At 72.2% G+C, this 18,339-nt stretch carries 15 protein-coding genes; 10 read left to right on the plus strand and 5 right to left on the minus strand.

All coding sequences use genetic code 11. The features are described from left to right. The first annotated feature begins 106 nt into the window (after positions 1–106). The 5 genes from tsaB to recO all read left to right on the plus strand — a co-directional run bounded on the left by tsaB (position 107) and on the right by recO (position 4,187). A complete protein-coding gene (tsaB, locus tag WME82_RS09400) occupies positions 107–928 on the plus strand; it encodes a tRNA (adenosine(37)-N6)-threonylcarbamoyltransferase complex dimerization subunit type 1 TsaB (protein WP_437745143.1) in 822 nt (273 codons plus the stop codon). Continuing rightward, positions 925–1,773 (plus strand): Crp/Fnr family transcriptional regulator, encoded by an 849-nt coding sequence (locus WME82_RS09405; RefSeq protein WP_438042555.1) that lies wholly within the window; start codon positions 925–927, stop codon positions 1,771–1,773. Before tsaB ends, WME82_RS09405 begins: the two co-directional genes overlap by 4 nt. A 216-nt stretch (positions 1,774–1,989) precedes the next feature. Next, a complete protein-coding gene (locus WME82_RS09410) occupies positions 1,990–2,865 on the plus strand; it encodes a tetratricopeptide repeat protein (RefSeq protein WP_438042556.1) in 876 nt (291 codons plus the stop codon). Between the two features lie 108 nt (positions 2,866–2,973). Then, positions 2,974–3,408 carry a helix-turn-helix domain-containing protein gene (locus WME82_RS09415; protein ID WP_044964367.1) on the plus strand — a complete coding sequence of 145 codons (435 nt, stop codon included), beginning with the start codon at positions 2,974–2,976 and terminating at the stop codon, positions 3,406–3,408. A 59-nt stretch (positions 3,409–3,467) separates the two neighbouring features. After that, positions 3,468–4,187 (plus strand): DNA repair protein RecO, encoded by a 720-nt coding sequence (recO, locus tag WME82_RS09420; RefSeq protein WP_438042557.1) that lies wholly within the window; start codon positions 3,468–3,470, stop codon positions 4,185–4,187. A gap of 68 nt (positions 4,188–4,255) precedes the next feature. On the opposite strand, the gene WME82_RS09425 is transcribed toward recO, so the two are convergent. Further along, a complete protein-coding gene (locus tag WME82_RS09425; protein WP_438042558.1) occupies positions 4,256–5,428 on the minus strand; it encodes a hypothetical protein in 1,173 nt (390 codons plus the stop codon). Between the two features lie 265 nt (positions 5,429–5,693). On the opposite strand from WME82_RS09425, the gene WME82_RS09430 reads away from it, so the two are divergent. Further along, complete coding sequence (locus tag WME82_RS09430; RefSeq protein WP_437745148.1) at positions 5,694–6,113, plus strand: hypothetical protein; 420 nt, start codon at positions 5,694–5,696, stop codon at positions 6,111–6,113. An 80-nt stretch (positions 6,114–6,193) separates the two neighbouring features. After that, positions 6,194–7,096, plus strand: coding sequence for a ferrochelatase (gene hemH, locus WME82_RS09435; RefSeq protein WP_437745149.1), 903 nt, complete (start codon positions 6,194–6,196; stop codon positions 7,094–7,096). 16 nt (positions 7,097–7,112) lie between these two features. On the opposite strand, the gene WME82_RS09440 is transcribed toward hemH, so the two are convergent. Further along, positions 7,113–7,928 carry an SDR family oxidoreductase gene (locus tag WME82_RS09440; RefSeq protein WP_437745150.1) on the minus strand — a complete coding sequence of 272 codons (816 nt, stop codon included), beginning with the start codon at positions 7,926–7,928 and terminating at the stop codon, positions 7,113–7,115. Positions 7,929–8,177: 249 nt separating this feature from the next. Here WME82_RS09440 and WME82_RS09445 point away from each other — a divergent pair, with 249 nt between their 5' ends. Then, positions 8,178–10,991, plus strand: a complete 2,814-nt coding sequence (locus WME82_RS09445) for a tetratricopeptide repeat protein (protein ID WP_438042559.1) — start codon at positions 8,178–8,180, stop codon at positions 10,989–10,991. A gap of 731 nt (positions 10,992–11,722) precedes the next feature. Here WME82_RS09445 and WME82_RS09450 read toward each other — a convergent pair. From WME82_RS09450 to WME82_RS09460, 3 genes are all read right to left on the minus strand, one after another. Continuing rightward, positions 11,723–12,313 (minus strand): hypothetical protein, encoded by a 591-nt coding sequence (locus tag WME82_RS09450; protein ID WP_438042560.1) that lies wholly within the window; start codon positions 12,311–12,313, stop codon positions 11,723–11,725. Positions 12,314–12,357: 44 nt separating this feature from the next. Next, positions 12,358–13,698, minus strand: a complete 1,341-nt coding sequence (locus WME82_RS09455; RefSeq protein ID WP_438042561.1) for an AAA family ATPase — start codon at positions 13,696–13,698, stop codon at positions 12,358–12,360. Between the two features lie 354 nt (positions 13,699–14,052). Beyond that, the gene (locus tag WME82_RS09460; protein WP_437745153.1) at positions 14,053–15,435 is read right to left on the minus strand and encodes a sigma-54-dependent transcriptional regulator; all 1,383 of its coding nucleotides are present in this window, start codon (positions 15,433–15,435) and stop codon (positions 14,053–14,055) included. A gap of 348 nt (positions 15,436–15,783) precedes the next feature. Between WME82_RS09460 and WME82_RS09465 the strand changes: the two genes are divergently transcribed. Together WME82_RS09465 and WME82_RS09470 are read left to right on the plus strand one after the other, a co-directional pair. Continuing rightward, on the plus strand, positions 15,784–16,914 hold the full coding sequence (locus tag WME82_RS09465) for a hypothetical protein (RefSeq protein WP_438042562.1): 1,131 nt from the start codon (positions 15,784–15,786) through the stop codon (positions 16,912–16,914). A gap of 30 nt (positions 16,915–16,944) precedes the next feature. Further along, positions 16,945–18,333, plus strand: coding sequence for a metallopeptidase family protein (locus WME82_RS09470; RefSeq protein ID WP_438042563.1), 1,389 nt, complete (start codon positions 16,945–16,947; stop codon positions 18,331–18,333). Positions 18,334–18,339 lie beyond the last annotated feature (6 nt).

The following is an 18,339-nucleotide window of genomic DNA, read 5'->3' on the forward strand; positions in this document are numbered from 1 at the left end:
CGGCCCAGTCGGACGCGCAGCGGCCCCAGCGCCTCGCCGAAGCTCGTTGCCCTTGGCCCGAGGTTCTGCCAGACAGCATCGCGGCTGCAACGTTCCCGAGCGCGCCTTGAAGCTCCTCGCCCTCTCGACCTCGACCCCGCGCGGCAGCGCCGCCCTCTTCGAAGCAGCGGACGTGGACCTGCACGCCGAGGCGGCGGCGTCGCGGGGCGGCGCGCTTTCCACCGCCGGCCTCGCCGCGGCGCCGGCGGCCGGCGCGCGGCTGCTCGCGGCGACGACCTACGCCGACCTGCACGGGCACGCAGAGCGCATCTTCGGAGCCGTCGACGAGGTGCTCGCCGCGGCAGGCCTACCGGCCGCCGCGGTGCAGGCGCTCGGCTGCGACGTGGGGCCCGGCTCGTTCACCGGGGTCCGGGTGGCGGTCGCGGCGGCCAAGGGCGTCGCGCTGGCGCTGGACGTCCCGGTCGCCGGCGTCACGTCGCTCGAGGCGATGGCCGCCGCCGCCTTCGCTGCTGGCGCGGCGGGCCCCGGCGATCTCCTGGTCCCGCTGATCGACGCCAAGAAGGGGGAGGTCTTCCTGGCCGCCTTCGATGCGCCCGCGGCGGCGCCTTCGATCCCGCCGCGCCACCTGCCGCGCGACGCGGTGTTCGATGTCGTGGCCGAGCTCGCCGCGGGGCGCCGCATCGTCGTCGTCGGCGCCGTCGCCGAGGAGATCGAGGCGCTCCGGCCGCTCGCCGCGCGGGGCGACGCCCTGGATTTTCCCGACGCGACATGGATCGGACGCCTCGCGATCGACCGGCTCCGGGCGGCCGCCGCGGGCGGCGAGCGCGGGCCAGCGGCGGCCCCGCACGATCCGGCGCTCCTGGAGCCGCTCTATGTGCGCGCGCCGGACGCGAAGCCGGCCGAGCTGGGATACACTCCGCCCCGATGATCAGCTCGCCTGAAGGGGACGGCGTCGCACCCGACGCGGAGCGCGAGGCCTCGAGCCCCAGCGACGCGGAGCGCGCTCCGCCGCTCGCCGCGGCAGCGGAGCCTGCTGGCTCTCCCTCCGTCCCCGCCGCGTCGCGCGACGAGCCCGCCGCCCTGTCCGCCCCCGTGGAGTCGGCCGAGCCGGGGCCCGATCCCGAGCGGCTCCGCGCCCGGTTCGGCCGCCCGTTCGAGGCCGGCGACGTCATCTTTCGCGAGGGCGAGCCCGGGACCGAGGCATACCTCCTCGAGGAAGGGCGGGTCCGGCTCATCAAGAAGGTCCGCGGCGCCGAGCGCAGCTTGATGGTCCTGAAGCCCGGCGATCTGTTCGGCGAATCCGCGCTCCTCGGCGGCGCGGCGCGCTCGTCGACGGCGATCGCGCTCTCCCGCGGGGTCGCGCTCGCGCTCGATCAGGGCACGCTGCAGAACCTCGTCGAGCGCAACCCGGCCGTCGCGCTGCGTATCATCAAGCAGCTCGTCGGTCGGCTCCGCGACGCGGAGGACCAGATCGAGATCATGATGCTCAACGACACGCAGTCGAAGGTCGTGAACGCGCTCCTCAAGCTCGCGCAGCAGTCGCGCGCCACCGGCGGCGCCGCATCGAACGGCGCCTCGTTCGCGATCTCGCCGATGGAGCTGTCCACCCGCGTCGGCCTCGACGTCGACACGGTGAAGCGCGCCGTCCAGCAGCTCCGGGAGGGCCAGTACCTGCGCGTCGCTGACGAGCGCCTCGAGATCCCGGATATCGAAGCGCTGCGGAGGTTGTTCGGCCTGCTGGGTCTCAAGGACGAGATCCGTGGCGAACAGTGACGAGCAGGAAGCGCCTGCGCCACCATCCTACGCCGACCTGACAATTGCTGGAAGCCGAATCGGGATCCTGAGAACGCGCCGCGTCTTCCTGGGAGATTCGCAGGTTGACGTGACAAGCGGCCTGGTTTACTCAGGGTTCCCCGCAGGGCAGGCGAAGTCCCGTCCTGACAATGTGCCGCGCCGCGGCATCGTTCGGCAGCGGATTCAAGATCGCACATGACCTCGCAGCGACACAGGACAGCAGCGACCCGCGCGGGGTGCATCCCCAGCGCGGCTGCTGTCGTGTCGATGGGGTCGCTGTTGTCGTTTGCGTCCGTCGCGTCCATTGCGCCGCTCGCGCTCGCGTCGTGCGGTGGCGCGCAGCCCTCGGCGCAGACGAGCGACGCGCGGTCGCTCGCGGAATATGATCTCGCGCGCGACTCGTTCCAGCGCGGCCGCCTGCGCGAGGCGCTGGCGCACGTCGAGCAGGCGCTCTCGCACGACGAGGACAACGCCGAAGCGTCCTATCTCGGCGCCTTGATCCTGCTCGGCTTCTGCGCGGGTGATGCCCACTCCAGCGACTGCCGCTTCGACAGCGCCGAGAAGATGGCGCGGCGGGCCCTCGAGGCGAACCCGGAGATGCGGGACGCGAAGAACGCGCTCGGCGTCATCCTCGTGCATCAGCGGCGCTACGACGAGGCGATCGCGGTGCTCAAGCCGCTGACCGAGGACATCCTGTACGCCTCGCCGGAGAAGTCGTGGGGCAACCTGGGCTGGGCGTACCTGCTCAAGGGCAGGAACGACGAGGCGATCGACGCGCTACGCCGCGCGATTGCCGCGCAGCCGCTCTTCTGCGTGGGGCAGTACCGGCTCGGCCTCGCCTACGAGAAGCGAGGCGAGCTCGATCTGGCGCGCGAGGCGCTGACGAGGGCGGTCGAGACCGACCAGCCGGAGTGCACGCGGCTGCAGGACGCGTTCGACGCGCGCGCCCGCATCGCCGAGAAGAGGGGGCTTGTGGACGACGCGCGCGCCGATCTCGAGCGGTGCCGGGAGATCAACGCGACGACGCCCGTGGGGCAGCGCTGCGCTGCACAGTTACAGACGTTGCAATAGGGCCTCGGCGCGCCGCTCTCCGAGAAGTACCGCGGGGTGCGCTAGGGGGTTGAGCAACGGTTCTCAGGGTGAGTAGAGTGACGACCGAATGACGATGGGTGGAATGGGATGGAGTCGATCGGACGCTACCTGAGACGCACGCGTGAGGCCCGAGCCATGAGCGTGGAGGAAGTCGCCCGCGCCACGCGCATCCCGGTGATCTCCATCGAGCGAATCGAGGCAGATCATTTCGACGACCTGCCCGGCGAGGTGTTCGTTCGCGGGTTCTTGAAAGCGTACGCTCGCGCGGTCTCGCTCCCGATGGAGGAGGTGTTGGCCCGATATACAGCGAGCCGCCGGATCGCGCTGGTGACACCGCTGCCCATCGCGGCGCCCGCGCGCCGCACCCAGAGCAGGCGCTTCGGGGTCGCGATCGCGTTCGTGTTGCTGCTCATCCTCTTCACGCTGGCGCTCAGCATCGTGCTCAGGCCCCGCGGCCACGACATGCCGCCGGAGCTGTCGGAGGGCACGCTCGCGAGGGCTCGTACCTCCCTCTCGGCCTGAGGGCCAAATTTTCGCCGGGCGCTCGCGCGCGGTTCGCGCCATAACCGCCGGTACCTCCCATGCCTCGATCGGTTCGCCCGCGGACGGAGCGCCTCCGGACCGGGGCGCTTCTGGTCCGGCGTGTCCCTTTCGGTGAAGCCGACCTCCTGGTCGGGCTCTTCACCGAGCAGGGGGGGCTCATCTCTGCCACGGCGCGCGGCGCGCGCCGCTCGGCCAAGCGCTTCCCGGCGCTCGAGCCGATGCACCTGCTCCGCGTGACGCTGGAGATCCGTCCGGGCGCGGAGCTCGCCCAGCTCACGGAAGCGGCGATCGAGCGCCCGCGCCTGCGCCTCGCGGGGGATCTCGGGCGCCTCGAGGTGGCCGGGCGCGCGCTGCGCTGGGTGCGGGAGATCGCGCCGGCGCACACGGCCGAGCAGGCGGCGTGGAGCGAGCTGAACCAGCTGCTCGACCGCCTCGACGAGGTGTCCACGGCCCCTCCCCAGGCGCTGCTCGTGGAGGCCGGCCTGCGCCTGCTCGTCGCGTTCGGCTGGGGCCTCGAGCTCGCGCAGTGCGTCCGTTGCGGGCGCGCCTGCGACACGACGCAGTCGGCCTGTGCCGACCCGGCGCGCGGCGGCCTCGTCTGCCGGGCCTGTGGCGGCGGTCCTGTCGTGCTGCGGCCGGAGCCGAGGGAGCGGCTGCTGGCAGCGATGCTCGGCGGCGCGCCGATCCCGGAAGAGGACGTCCCGCTCGCGCTCGACCTCGTCGAGGGCGCGCTCACGGCGCACGCGAGTGGGGGCTAGAGCGACCGACGGCCACCCGTCTCCTGCGCGGGCGGCCGCCGCTCGGCGGCTCTTCTAGTGGTTCGGAGTCACGCCACGGCTCGCCAGAAGCGGGTCATCGCGCGCGGTGCTTCGAGCGGCCCCTCGATCTCCACGTAGGGCCGGCCGGGCGCGGCGCGAGGGAACGAGAAGCTCCCGGTGTTCGCGTAGCCGTCGCCGAGCGCCTCGCGGTGCGTGTGGCCGAAGACGACCAGCTTCGCGCCGGTCGTCCTCGCGACGCGGCCAGCGCTCTCGGCCAGGCGCTCGGTGACCGTGCCGGCGTAGCGGTTGTGCCCGTTCGCCCAGCTCGCGCCCATCAGCAGCGCGCCGAGCCCGAGCGCCGCGGCGCCGGTCCCCCGCGCGCCGAGCCCGAGCGCCGCGATCCCGGCGCCCATCGACAGCGTCGCGATCACGCGATCGAAGTACAGCCGCGTGAACGTGCGCGCTGCGCTCTCCAGGGTCGGGGTGGCCCCGAGCCCGACGAGCGCGTCTGCCATCGCGCGCGGCACCCCGAGCTCGTGCGCGAAGCGCTCCATGGCCGCGGCGCCCACCGTGGCCTCGCCTCCCGCGCGGTAGAGCGGGCCGCTCTTCAACATCGCGCCGATCGCCGCGTGGAAGTAGCGGTAGATGACGTAGGGCGCGCGAGGGCCGTACCAGGTGAACGCCGAGAGGAACAAGCTGAGCGGCGTCTGATCGTTCGCCTGCAGATAGCGGTGCGCGCCGGTCGGCGCGATGAACTCCTCGACGAAGTGAACGCCGAGGCTGCGCTCGCCGACCACGAGCGGGTGAGCCGGGGCGTTGTCCGGATCGTACAGGTGGCCGTGCTCGAGGTGGATCGCCCCCTCGCGGAAGAACCAGGGCGTCGTCCGGAGCCGCGACCGTGCCTCGCCGGTCACCTCGAGCGCCTCTGCCAGCGCCACGGGGAAGTCGGGCGCCCCGACCTCGGCGTCGTGGTTGCCACCCGCCAGCCAGAGCTCGCCGCCGCGGTCGAGGTGCTCGGCGAGCGCCGCCCGCGCGGTCGGGTGCGCGAGGAGCGCCTCGCGCAGCGCGCGCGGCCGGGGCATCCAGGGCGACTCGGAGGAGAGATCGAACAGATCGCCCGCGACCACGATGCGTGCCCCGCGGTGGGCCTCCACGAACCGGGCAAGATCGGCGGTCACGTCGCGCGGCGTCTGGCGCACGAGATGGAGATCGGCGAGCACGACTGTGCGGCGCTGCGTCATAACCTTCCTTATCCATCACGTCCGTCCAGGCGCTGCAACTCGCCGCCAGCCACGCGATCTCGGCTGGTGGCCATGTGGACGAGGGCTGCCCACCGAGCTCAGCGCTCCACCGAGCTCAGCGCCCGTCTGTCCCATCCGTGACGCTCGCGTCGCGGCCCGATGTCGCTGCCGGGATGCGGCGCTTCATCCTTCATCACCGTCACCGTTGCCGCGCGGCCCTGGCACGGGCTCGACGCCTGCGCCGCTGCGTCCCATGCAAGCAGGCATGGAAGGCTCGGCGCGGACGCGACCCTCGGCCCAGCGGGTGAACGGTGGACTGCTCGCAGAGATCACCCGTGCCCTGAGGGGCAAGGACATCGAGGCCCTCTCCCGGATCTACGCGGAAGACGCCGTGATCGAGGAGGTGAGCAGCCGTGATCCGCCGGCCCACCCCAGCGTCACCAGCGGGAGGCACGCGATCCTGGAGCGGCTCAAGAGCGACCTCTTCCGCGATCCGGTCTCGGGCTGGGAGCGCCAGCTCGACACGACGGAGATCCTGGACGGAATCGAGACCGACGAGGGGCTGGCGTACATGGAGGTGCGCGTCTATGCGGCCGGCGATCGGGTCGTCGCGCAGCACCTGGCCCGCAAGAAGAACGGCCTCATCGGCCACGATCGCGTCGTCGTCGCCTGGGACGCGGACTGAGCCAGCGCCAGCGAGCGGCGGCGCCCTCACGCGCCGGCGAGGGCTGCGCTGCTCGCGCGGCGCCGATGTAGAGTAGCGCCGTGACCACCGCCGTCCTCCTCAGCTGCCACGGCACCGTCGAGCGGCTCGACGATCTGCCCGCATTCGTCACCAACATCCGCCGCGGCAGGCCCGCCCCGCCGGAGGTGATCGACGAGGTCCGCCGCCGCTTCCAGGCGATCGGCGGCTCGCCGCTCATGCGCATCACGCAGGCCCAGGCGGACGCGCTCGCTGCGAGGCTCGGTCTCCCGGTCGCCATCGCCGGGCGCCTCTGGCACCCGTATCCGGCCGAGGTGCTCGGCGCGCTCCACCGCAGCGGCGTGAGGCGCGTCGTCTCGCTGCCGCTCGCGCCGCAGTCCGTCGACGTCTACCACGCCGTCGTCCGCGACGCGGCTGCCGAGCAGGGCGGCATGGAGGTCCGGTGCGTGCCCGCGTGGGGGCTCGAGCCGGCGCTGATCGACGCCTTCGTCGAGGTGATCGACGAGGCGCTCGCGCGCATCCCCGAGGAGGGCCGGGCGAAGGCGGCGGTGATCCTCTCCGCCCACAGCCTCCCGCAGCGGATCATCGCCGCCGGAGATCCGTACGAGCGCCAGTTCCGCGCGATGGCCGCCGAGGTGGAGCGCCGCATCGCCGCCCGCGGGAACCCGGTGCTCGTCGCCTTCCAGAGCCAGGGCATGACCGGCGACGCCTGGCTCGGTCCGGATCTGCGGTCGACGTTCGACGGCCTCGCCGCGCGCGGCGTGCGGGAGGCGCTGATCGCGCCGATCGGCTTCGTCGCGGATCACGTCGAGACCCTCTACGATCTCGACGTGGAGGCGCAGGTCTTCGCCCGTGAGGCGGGCCTCGCGCGGCTCTCCCGGGCGCCGGCCGTGAACACGCGGCCGCGCTTCATCGACGCCCTGGAGGCGCTCGTCCGGCGCGAGCTCGCGCAGGCCGCGCCGTAGGCGGCGCCGCGCCGGCTCAGCGCTCGCTGACGCGGCGCTTGCGCGGGAGCCTCGACACGGTCGCGCGGAGGAGCCCCGGGGCGTGCCTCGAGAGCGACACCCCGAGCTTGCCGTGGGCGGTCACGATCACCTCGGCGCGCCGCGCGGCGATGCCGTCCATGATCTGTCGCGCCGCCGTCTGCGCCGGCATGACGAGCCAGCGCGGCACGGGGTCCGGGGTGCCCTCGTGCAGGTTGCCCGCGTTGTCGATCTGGCGGATCTCGCTCGCCACGTACCCCGGCGCGACGTGCGTGACCGCGACGCCCTCGGCGTGGAGCTCCGCGCGCAGCGTCTCGGCGAGGGCGCGCACCGCGAACTTGCTCATCGTGTAGGCGCCCACCGCGGGGACCGCGAGGTAGCCCATCACGCTGCCGACGAGCGCGACGCCGCCGCGTGATCGCTTGAGCTCCGGCAGCGCGGCCTTCACGGTGCGCAGCGCGCCGAAGACGTTGGTCTCGAACTGCCGGCGGAAATCGTCGAGCGCGAGCTCCTCGACGCGCCCCGCCACGCCGAACCCGGCGTTCGCGATGGCGACGTCGAGCCCCCCGAACGCCTCGCTCGCCTGCGCGACGGCGCGCTCCACGTCGCCGTCGCGCGTGACGTCGCACGGGGTCGCGAGCGCCTCGCCGCCGGACCGCCGGATCTCCGTCGCGAGCGCCTCGATCCGCTGGGCCCGCCGCGCCGCGAGGACGACCCGGCCGCCGCGCCGGGCGACCTCCCGGGCGAGGGCCTCGCCGATCCCCGACGACGCGCCCGTGATGAGAACGACCCGCCCGGCGAGCTTGCTTGCCATGGACGCCCGCATACCACGATCGCGGGAGCGCGCGCCCTGGCGCGCCCTCGCGCGCTCGCTCATGCTCGGCCTTTCGCCGTTCGGTCGCGCCGGTGGCGTCGGTTACGATGGCCTCACCCGGGCTCGACCGGGCGCCGCGTCTCAGCGTAGGTTTGCGTTCGTTTGCGTTCGTTTGCGTTCGTTTGCGTTCGTTTGCGTTCGTTTGCGTGCGTTCGTGCACGATTGACGAACGGTCGCGCACGGGGTGACATGCGAAACCACTCGATCCGCCGCTCTCTTGCCGCTCTCCTCGTCGCCGCCACCTGCGCGGCCGCCGCTCCCGCCTCCGGCGAGCCGTCCCCCTCGCTTTCGCGCGCGGAGGCGCTCCTCGCGCAGGGCGACTACGCGGAGGCCGAGAAGGTCATCCTCAGCCTCCAGGGCGGGAAAGAGCGCGCCGCGGCGCTGCTCGCGAAGGCGCGGATCGAGCTGCTCACGGGCCGCTACGACGACGCGGCGAAGACGGCGAAGGCCGCCGCCGCGCTCGGCAAGGAGGCGCGGATCGCCGCCGCGCCGCTCCGGGCCCAGGCGCTCGCGCGCCGCGGGAGGATGGCCGAGGCGATCGCGGCGGTGCGCGAGGTGGAGCGGGAGGACGAGGCCCGCCGCGCGCGGCTCGTGCTCGGCGAGCTCCTGATCGAGTCGGGCAAGCGGGGCGAGGCGCGCGCGCCGCTGATGACGATCATCGACGACTACAACGATGACAAGATCACCGCGAGCGACGCGGAGGGGCTGTCGCTTGTCGGGCGCGCGGCGCACCTGCTCCGGAGCGCGCGCGACGCGAACGACGCGTTCAACGCGGCCGAGAAGGTCGGCGGCAAGCAACGGGTCGAGACGTTGCTCTGGCGGGCCGAGCTGTTCCTCGACAAATACGACCCCGGCCACGCCGGTCAGGTCGTGAAGGAGGCGCTCAAGCTCACCCCGAAGGATCCGCTTTGCCGCGTCGCCATGGCGCGCGTCAAGCTCGAGAGCGCGATGGACTTCGGCGGCGCCGACAGCGAGGTCGCGCAGGCGCTCTCCGTGAATCCGAACCTCGCCGAGGCGTATTTCGTCCGCGCCGGGCTCGCGCTCCGCGACATGGACATCGACGCCGCGGACGCCGCGGCCGACCGCGGGCTCAAGGTGAACCCGAACGACCTCGCGCTGCTCTCGATCAAGGCGGCGGGCCGCTTCCTCGCCGACGACGCGGCCGGCTTCGAGGCCATCAAGGCGAAGGTGCTCGGCCTGAACCCGGAGTTCTCGCGGTTCTTCCAGATCGTCGGCGAGTTCGCGGAGTGGGAGCATCGCTACGACGACATCGTCAAGATGATGGGGGAGGCGACGCAGGTCGATCCGAACGACGCGAAGGCGCACGCCACGCTCGGCCTGAACCTGATCCGCGCCGGCGACGAGAAGAGCGGCGTGCTCTCGCTCCAGACGGCGTGGGACAAGGACCGCTTCAACGTGCGGGTCTTCAACACGCTGAACCTCTACGAGAAGGACATCGCGGCGCAGTACGTGACCGTGGAGGGGCAGACGTTCCGCGTCCGCTACCACAAGCAGGAGCGCGCGATCCTCGAGCGGTACGTGCCGCGCATGCTCGAGGAGGCCTGGGGCTCGATGGTGAAGCGGTACGGCTTCACGCCGAAGGTCCCGGTCTCGATCGAGCTCTACGCGTCGACGGAGAACTTCAGCGTCAGGACGAGCGGCCTGCCCAACGTGGGCATCCAGGGCGTCTGCTTCGGCCAGACGCTCGCGGCGTTGAGCCCGGCGGCGGGGGAGTTCAACTGGGGGAACGTGCTGTGGCACGAGCTCGGGCACGTCTTCGCGATCCAGCTCTCGAAGAACCACGTCCCGCGCTGGTTCACCGAGGGGCTCAGCGAGTACGAGACGATCGTGCGGAGGCCCGAGTGGCACCGTGAGGAAGATCCGGCGCTGTTCGCCGCCCTGAAGGGCGGGAGGATCCCGGCGGTCGACGGGTTCAACCGGGCGTTCACGCACGTCGACGACATCGAGGACGTGACGATGGCTTACTTCGCGGCGAGCCAGATCGTGGTCTTCATGGCGGGCGAGTTCGGCTTCCCGAAGGTGGTCTCGATGCTGCCCCGGTGGGCCGCGGGCAAGCGGACGCAGGAGGTTGTGAAGGAGTCGCTCGGGATCAGCGCGGAGGAGCTCGACCGGCGCTTCCGCGCGTGGCTGAAGCCCCGCCTCGAGCGTTACGAGAAGCAGTACGTCCCGGATCTGCACGCGCCGCCGCTCGACGAGGCGCGCAAGGCGGCGGCGCGCGCTCCGAAGGACGCGAAGCGGCTCGTCGAGCTCGCGCTCGCGCTGTTCGAGGACGGGCAGCGCCAGGAGGGAGAGGCGGTGCTCGCCGAGGCGATCCGGGTCGACCCGAAGCAGCCCGACGCGACCTACCTCAAGGTGCGGGCGGCCTTCGCCGAGAAGAAGCCCGACGAGGCGGCGAGGCTCCTGAGCAAGATGATCGCCGACGGGAACGACGGCTACGTCGTGCGGATGAAGCTCGCCGATCTCGCCGAGCTGAAGAAGGACGCGGCGAAGATGAAGGCGAACCTCGAGGCGGCGTCGCGCCAGGATCCCACGCAGGCCGAGCCGCTCCAGGGGCTCTACGACCTCGCGCGCCGGCAGAAGGACGCGGCGGGCGAGCTCTCGGCGCTGCGCCGGCTCGCGCTCCTCGACCAGCACGATCGTCGTGTCTGGCGGCGGCTGCTACGGCTGCTCGTGGAGCGCGGCGCGTGGGAGGAGGCGCGCAAGGTCGGCGAGGGCGCGATCTTCGTCGACGTGGCGAACCCGGAGATCCACCGGCTCTATGCGCGGGCGCTGGCGCGCACGGGGCGGCACGTGTCGGCGATCTACGAGCTGAACAGCGCGCTCCTGTCCGGGCCGAAGCCGGGGGATGCGGCGGAGATCTACGGGGAGCTCGCCAAGGCGTACGCGAAGATGAAGCGGGACGACTACGCCAAGCAGGCGCTCGAGTACCAGAAGGCGATGAAGGGCGCGTCGCCGCCTGCGCCGCGGGCGATGCCGGATTGAGGCTCGGGCGATGGGAGAGGGGAGGGCGGAGATCCCGGCTGCACGCGCCGGAGGGGGTCTCCGCGCGGCAGGGCGCGGGTGGGCGCTCGGCCATCCGCCGAGGCGGGAGCGTGGAGCTTGCGCATGCACCACCGCCCGGCATGTCTCCCTTCGGGCCATGCCATCTGGGACGTTTCGTCGCGCGCCACACAAGGCGCGCCTGAGACGTGGAGCCCGCTGGAACCTTATGGCACCTCGGTCGGTGCTCGCCGCGCCCACCCGCGCCCTGCCGCGCGGAGACCCCCTCCGGCGCTCACGTGGTGCCAGAGCAAATCGCCGCGCGCTGGGTGAAGATGCGCGGGGTCCGGCCCCGCAGGCGGACCGGAAACGGTTACGGGGAGGCAGCTGGGAGCCCTCGGCGAACCGGAAACGGTTAGGAGGAGGCAGCTGGGAGCCTTCGGCGAACCGGAAACGGTTATGGGAAGGCAGCTGGGAGCCCTCGAGGAACCGGACACGGTCTGGGGGAGGCAGCTGGGAGCCCTCGGCGAACCGGAAACGGTTAGGAGGAGGCAGCTGGGAGCCTTCGGCGAACCGGAAACGGTCGACAGTACCGCCTTACTTGATGGCACAGCGCCTTCTGAAGCCTGGCTGGCGATTTATGCGACAGGCTCTGGTGTGTCGTCTGCCGCTCCGGGGCAGACGCTGCTGGGCGAACATTTCTCCACGGCCGATTCTCACCGCGCGGCAAGCAGTCATGCGCTCGACGCTTCCTCTTGCGCGGAGCGCGGGGCACCGTCGCTTGCCGCCGGCTCGGCGGTTGCTTGCTCCCGCTGCTTCCGCACCGCGCGCGCGATGAGGGGCGCCCAGTGCGCGAGGCCCTCCGGGCTGAGCTCGCCCTCGCAGTACATCCGGTACCACTCCTGCCGGACGGAGACGATCTCCTCGCCATGGCCGAGCTTGAGCCGCTTCAGCATGGTCTGCGCGCGATCACGGAGCTCGGGCGGGCAGCGATCGGTCAGCACCATCTGGCACGAGGGGAGGATCACCTCGAACCAGCCGTCTCCGACCTCGAATGGATCCAGCACCTGGTCGGAGCGGAGCGCGCTCTTGCTGCTGTTGATCCACGCCGCCGCGTAGCGGAAGTTGGCCCATTCGTACGCGAGGCTGGGATCTTCATCGCGCGAGATGAAGTGGTCAACGGTCCCCGGGGTCGAGAGCCACATCGCGGTGTAGCCGCACAAGCCCTTGAAAGCTGCCCGGAGGTCGCGCGCAGCGCGCCGCCAGTAGTCCGGCATCCTCTTGGCGCCGCCCTCGGCGAGCCACCGCTGGCCGGGCTGTCGCACTCTGACATCGAAGTCCGCGGGCTCAGGCGTGCGCTCGAACGGGATCATGCGCCCGCCCGCTCCCGGCGCACGATCCAGCGCGGCCAGAAGCGATCCTGATCCGGCAAGAGGCGCATGAGCTCCCGATGGATCTCCTCCTCGGTCCTGAGCCCGTCCGGCAGAGCGCTGGTCTCGCCGCGCATGAGCGCCTCTGCAGCCTCGATGGCCCGCTCCGCCTCGATCGAGCGCGCCTGCTCCAGGCCGAACACCGGGGACGTGAGCCACCCGATCGCGTCGCCGCGCTTCGCCCAGGGGAGCTCGCGCACGGTCACGTCAGTGCCGTTGAGCTCGAACACGAACAGCTTGTCCCTGGCCGGCTTGAAGTGCGGCTCCATCGACGCGAGCACGAGGGGCGAGTGCGTCGTCAGCAGCACCTGCGGGCGCATCGACGGGGAGAGCCCGCTCAGGGCACCGAGGAGCGCAGGGACGATGTGGCGTTGCCACCTGGGGTGCAGGTGCGTCTCGGGCTCCTCCATCAGCACGACGATGCGCTCCGAGGGCTGCCAGCCGATCAGGCGTGACGCCTGCACGTGCTCCGACCAGGACCACGCGATGAGGTAGGAGAGCGCGAGGATCCGCTTCATCCCGGCCGACGCGTGGATGATGGGGATCGTGCCGTACGGCAGCTCGACGGTCGGGAACTTGCGCACGTCGTCAAGGTAGAGCCGCACCGGCTTGCCGGGCTTCATCGTCTCCTCGGGATGAGAAAGCTGATCGAGCACGCGGCAGAGGAGCTCGAACGGGTGAGCCCCGTCGTTGTCCGCCGCCTCGAGCTGCCACGTCACCCAGTCCTGGACGAGCCCGTTGCAGACGGGTTTTCCCTCGTGAACGAGCCCGTCCCAGAGCTGTCTTTCCTCGAAGAGATAGGGCTGCGGATCGGGCGAAGGCGACGACGAGAGCCGGTACAGAGCGCTGCCCATCGAGGGAATATTTCGACAGGGATCCCAGACGGAGCACGCGCCATTCGTACGGACGTGGAGTACCGGGACCAGGCCGCGCATCCACGAAGATATGACCACCCCGGAAGGAGTATTGGTCCAGCTGCGGCCCATGTCGCGACCGAACCTGTCGCGCCACTGCTGAGCAACACGATCGTACTTGCTTTCGAACTGCTCGAACTCGGTGCCCGGCTTGGCTTCCCCGGAGATGCGTGCGCTCGCCTCCTTACCCGGCTGTGGCAGCACGGGCCGCTCCGTCCACGTTCCGGTGAGCGCCCACCAGGCGACCTCCAGCACGAAGCTCTTGCCGAGCCCGTTGTCTCCTGTGAGCACGTTCAGCCGCTCGCCGAGCCCCAAGTCGAGCTGGTCGGCCGGCCCCACGCCTTCCAAGTGCAGCGATCGCAGCATCTTGGTTCCGCGTACCACACCCGTCGCGGTCCAGGCCATGCGTCGTCCGTCCCGTCCCGCGTCTCCACTCCCGTAGCGCCGAGGGGAGGGTCTGCGCGGCGGCCGCGGGTGGGCGCGACGAGCACCGACCGAGGTGCCATAAGGTCCCCAGCAGGCTCTACGTCTCAGGCGCGCCTTGTGTGGCGCGCGACGAAACGTCCCAGGAGGCAAGGCCCGAAGGGAGACATGCCGGGCGGTGTTCTCAGCGTAAGCTCCGCGCTCCCGTCTCGGCGGATGGCCGAGCGCCCACCCGCGGCCGCCGCGCAGACCCTCCCCTCGGCGCGGCCCCCCGGGAGGGCCGCCTCCCGTGGCGCCCTACTCGTCCTCCGCCTCGCCCTTGTCCCCCCGCAGCCCGAGCGCCTTGAACTTCTTGTACAGGTGGCTCCGCTCGAGCCCGAGCCCCCGGGCCGTCGCGGCCATCTGCCCTCCGTGATGGCCGAGCGCCTCCTCCAGGATCGCCCGCTCCGCCTCCTCCGCGAGCACCCGGAACGGCACCCCCGGCCGGAAGAGCCCGCCCTTCATCGCGGCCTGCTGCCCTCCGAGGCAGACCTTCACGTCGCCCTCGTCGATCGCCTCGTCGGGCGTCAGGATCACCAGCCGCTCGATGATGTTGCGCAGCTCCCGCACGTTCCCCGGAAAGCTGTAGGCGACCAGCACGCTCATCCCGCCGTCCGTGAACGCCATCCCGGGCCGATCGTTCGCCTGCGTCGCGAGCGCGAGGAAATGCCGCGCGAGCAGCGGCACGTCCTCGCGCCGCGCGCGGAGCGGCGGCAGCGACAGCGGCAGCACGTTCAGCCGATCGTAGAGATCCGGCCGGAACTGCCCCTCCCGGCACGCCGCCTCGATGTCGCGGTTCGTCGCCGCCACCACGCGCACGTCGACCTTGATCGTCTCGTGCCCGCCCACGCGCTCGATCTCCCGCTCCTGGAGCACCCTGAGCAGCTTCGCCTGCATCGCGAGCGGCATGTCCCCGACCTCGTCGAGGAACAGCGTCCCGCCGCTCGCTCGCTCGAACTTGCCTCGCCGCTGCTTCGTCGCGCCCGTGAACGCGCCGGCCTCGTGCCCGAACATCTCGCTCTCGATGAGCTCGCTCGGGACCGCGGCGCAGTTCATCTTCTCGAGCGGCCCGCGCGCCCGCTTCGACGCGCCGTGGATCGCGCGCGCGACGAGCTCCTTGCCGGTGCCGCGCTCGCCCGTCACGAAGACCGTCGCGGTCGCCTTCGCCGCGCGCGCGATCTGCTCGCGCAGGTCGAGCATCGCCCGGCTCGCTCCGATGAGCTCGCCGACCTGGCCGGTCTGCGTCCGCAGCGCCTTCGCCTCGGCCTCGGCGCGGACAAGGCGAAGGGTGTTCTCGAGCACGAGCAGCAGCCGATCGGTCGAGAGCGGCTTCTCCAGGAAGTCGATCGCCCCGAGCCGCGTCGCGCGGACGGCGGCGTCGACCGTCGCGTGGCCGCTCATCATCACGACAGGCAGCTCCGAGCCCAGCGCGCGTATCCGCTGGAGCAGCTCCACGCCGTCACCGTCGGGCAGCGAGACGTCGAAGAGCGCGATGTCGTAGCTCCGCTTCGCGAGCTTCTCCTCTGCAACCCCGACGCCGCCGGCGACGTCGACCGTGTAGCCCTCGAGCGACAGGGCCTTCTGGAGAGTCGTCAAGATCGCCCGCTCGTCGTCGAGCACCAGCACATGTCCGCGCGGCATGTCTGCCACCGTAGCGCGGAACCGCCGCGGCCGATGCCCGCCGGCTGCGCGCCTGACGCTGGAGCGCGGAGCACCCGGCCGGAGCGCAGGCGCACTCCGCCGGAAGCCGTGCGTGAACGGGCGTTGAACGTGCGTGAAACGGCCGTGGAGTGCGTCGAGCGTGCGTCGGCGGCGGCAAGAATCCATGGCGGCGACCCGACGCCCGAGGCAGCGTGTGGCGGCGTGTGGCGGCGCGTGCACCGCGCGCTCCGGGACCGGCGACGTCAGCGCCACCGGACCAGGTTCCGCGCCGCCGCGCGTGGAGAAAGGGGGATCCGGCTTGCGCGCGCTATGGTAGCTTGGCCCAGGATGTCTCCCGACGGTCTCGCGACGGCGGAAGGAGATCTGGAGCGGACGCCGTTCGCTCATCTTTTCGTCTATGCCGTCGAGCATCGGCTGACCGGCGCGCTCATCCTGGTGGAGCCCACGGGCGCCGAGCACACGCTGCGGATCGTCCGGGGGAACCCCGTGAAGATCCGTCCGAGCGACGGGTACGCCCGGTTCGGGGAGATCCTGCTCGAAGAGGGGGTGATCACCGCCGAGATCCTGGCGGAGGCGCTCGCGACAAGGGGCCTCCTGGGGGACGTGCTGCTGCTGTCGGGGTGCGTCGACGCCGCGACCATCGACTGGCTCGCCCAGGTCCAGTTCGTGCGGCGGATGGTGCGCCTGTTCGATCTGCCCCCGGAGACGAAGTACCGCTACTTCGACGGCCTCGACGCGCTGGCCGAGTGGGGGGGAGATCCCGCGAAGGTCGATCCCCTCGCGCTCCTCTGGGCGGGGCTGCGCGAGCACGGCGAGCGTTCGACGCGCCTCCAGCGGACCCTGGAGCGGATCGGGGCCGTGCCCCTCCGCCTGCACCCCGCCCTCGAGCCTGGCCGCTTCGGTTTCCGCGAGGGCGAGCTCGCGGTGATCGAGGCGCTGGAGAGCTCCACGCCCACGCTCGCCGCGCTCCTCCGAGCGGGGGTCGCGCCGGAGCCGACCGTGCGCAAGCTCATCTACGCCCTGGCGATCACCCGCTACCTCGATTTCGGGACAGGCGTGCCCGTGGGCGCGGAGCTCTCGTCCAGCGTGCCGCCCGCCAGCGCGGCGAGCCTGTCGCTCGGGCGCGTGCAGCTGCGCGCGACCGTCCATCGCGTGGGCGCGGCCGCGCCGGATCCGGCCGGCGCCGGGGAGCGCGCGCCGGTGCTCGCGCGCGGTCGCCGCCGAGATCGCCCATCCTCGGAGCCGTCGCCCATCTCGACCGTCGCCGGCGCTTCACCGCTCAGCGGAGGCTCGCTCTCCGCGGCGGTGGCCGCCGAGCTCGCCAGCGCCGCCGGCCTCGACGTCGGCCGCGCGGCGAGCGAGCCGTCCGAGACCGACAGGGATCGCGAACCGTGGGGATCGCTCGCTCCGACCGACGAGGGCGCCGTCGGCGGCCCGCCGCGTCCCGACGACCCCTGAGGCGAGCCACCCGCTATATAGGCCGCCGCGATGCCTGCGCCCGCGCGACGCCTGCTCCCCGCTCAGGTCCACCTCCCCTCCGGCGGCGTGGCGCGCCTGTCGGACGCCGCCGCGCGCGCTCGCGCTTCGTCCGTCTTCGGCGCTCCCGCAGGCCGCGGCGGCGGCGAGCGCGCATCCATCGGCAGGTGCGCGCTCGACGTGCAGGTCCTCGCGGGCCCGTCGGTCCTGGCCGACGCGCGCGGCGCGCCGCTGGATCCTCTCGGCCTCCCGCTCACCGACGCCCATGTCCTGCGCGCGCTCCTCGCGTCTGCTGGCGTCGTGCCCGAGGAGCCAGGCGCCTACACCTGCGAGAACTGCAGCGCTCCGTTCGAGGTCGCTCCGTCGGGCCTGCTGGAGATCGGGCCGTTCACCGATGGCGAGCTCGACGATCCCGAGCTCGATCTCCCGTTCGACTTCGGCGTGTCGCACCCGATCCCGGCGCTGCGCGTGGGTCGCGCCGTCTGCCGCGTCGTGCGGCTCGTGGAGCGCACCGTCGAGGAAGCGATGCCGCTCCTCCGCCTGCCCGACGACGGCGTCCTGCGCGTCACGCCGTCGCTGGTGGTGGCCATGGGGATCGCGGCGCTCGGCCGCGAGCGCCGCGCGCCGGTGATCGCCGACGCGCTCGCCGGTGCTCCCGACGAGGCGTGGGCGGCGATCGTCGACCTCTACCACGAGGCGCGCTACCCCGCGCGGCTCCTCGCCGTCCACCGCTGCCAGGGCTGCGGCGCCCGCAACGATCTCGACGTGCCGCTCGCGCGGGAGCTCGCGCGCGCCCCGCTGCGCGCTCCCGGAGCGGACGCGGACGCGCTCGGGGAGCCCCGCTCGACGAGGGCAGGGACGAGGGCTCGGGCGAGCCCCTCGAGCGCCTTTCCGGATCTCGACGGCTTCGAGGCGCGCGTCCGCGCCGCGGCCGGGCGCATCTACGAGGCCCGCGGCGTGCGGAACATCGATCTCTTCATCGACGCAGGCGTGCCGGCCTGCGACGACGGAGGCGAGCCGTTGCTCGGCTGCTACACGCCCGGGACACCCGCGGATGCGCTCGGGATCGCCCATCCTCCGGAGATCCGGATCTTCTACCGGACGTTCCGGTCGGAAGCCCGCGAGGATCCCGGCTTCGACATCGACGCGGAGATCGAGGAGACGATCGACCACGAGGTGACACATCACCTGCACCATCTGGCGGGCAGCGATCCGCTCGACGACGAGGAGCGCGAGCAGATCGCGCGCGAGGAGCTGCGCCGGGTGGGCCACGCCGAGGCGGTGCGGCGCGCCCGGCGCGGCGCCCTGTCGGACGTCGCCGGCTTCGTGCGCGCGACGTGGCCGGCCTGGCTGATCGCGGCCGTCGGAACGGCCCTCGCGTGGTGCGCAGGCGGGCGCTGACGTCCA

Source organism: Sorangium sp. So ce128, assembly GCF_051525245.1.
In the GTDB taxonomy this organism is placed as follows: domain Bacteria; phylum Myxococcota_A; class Polyangia; order Polyangiales; family Polyangiaceae; genus Sorangium; species Sorangium cellulosum_B.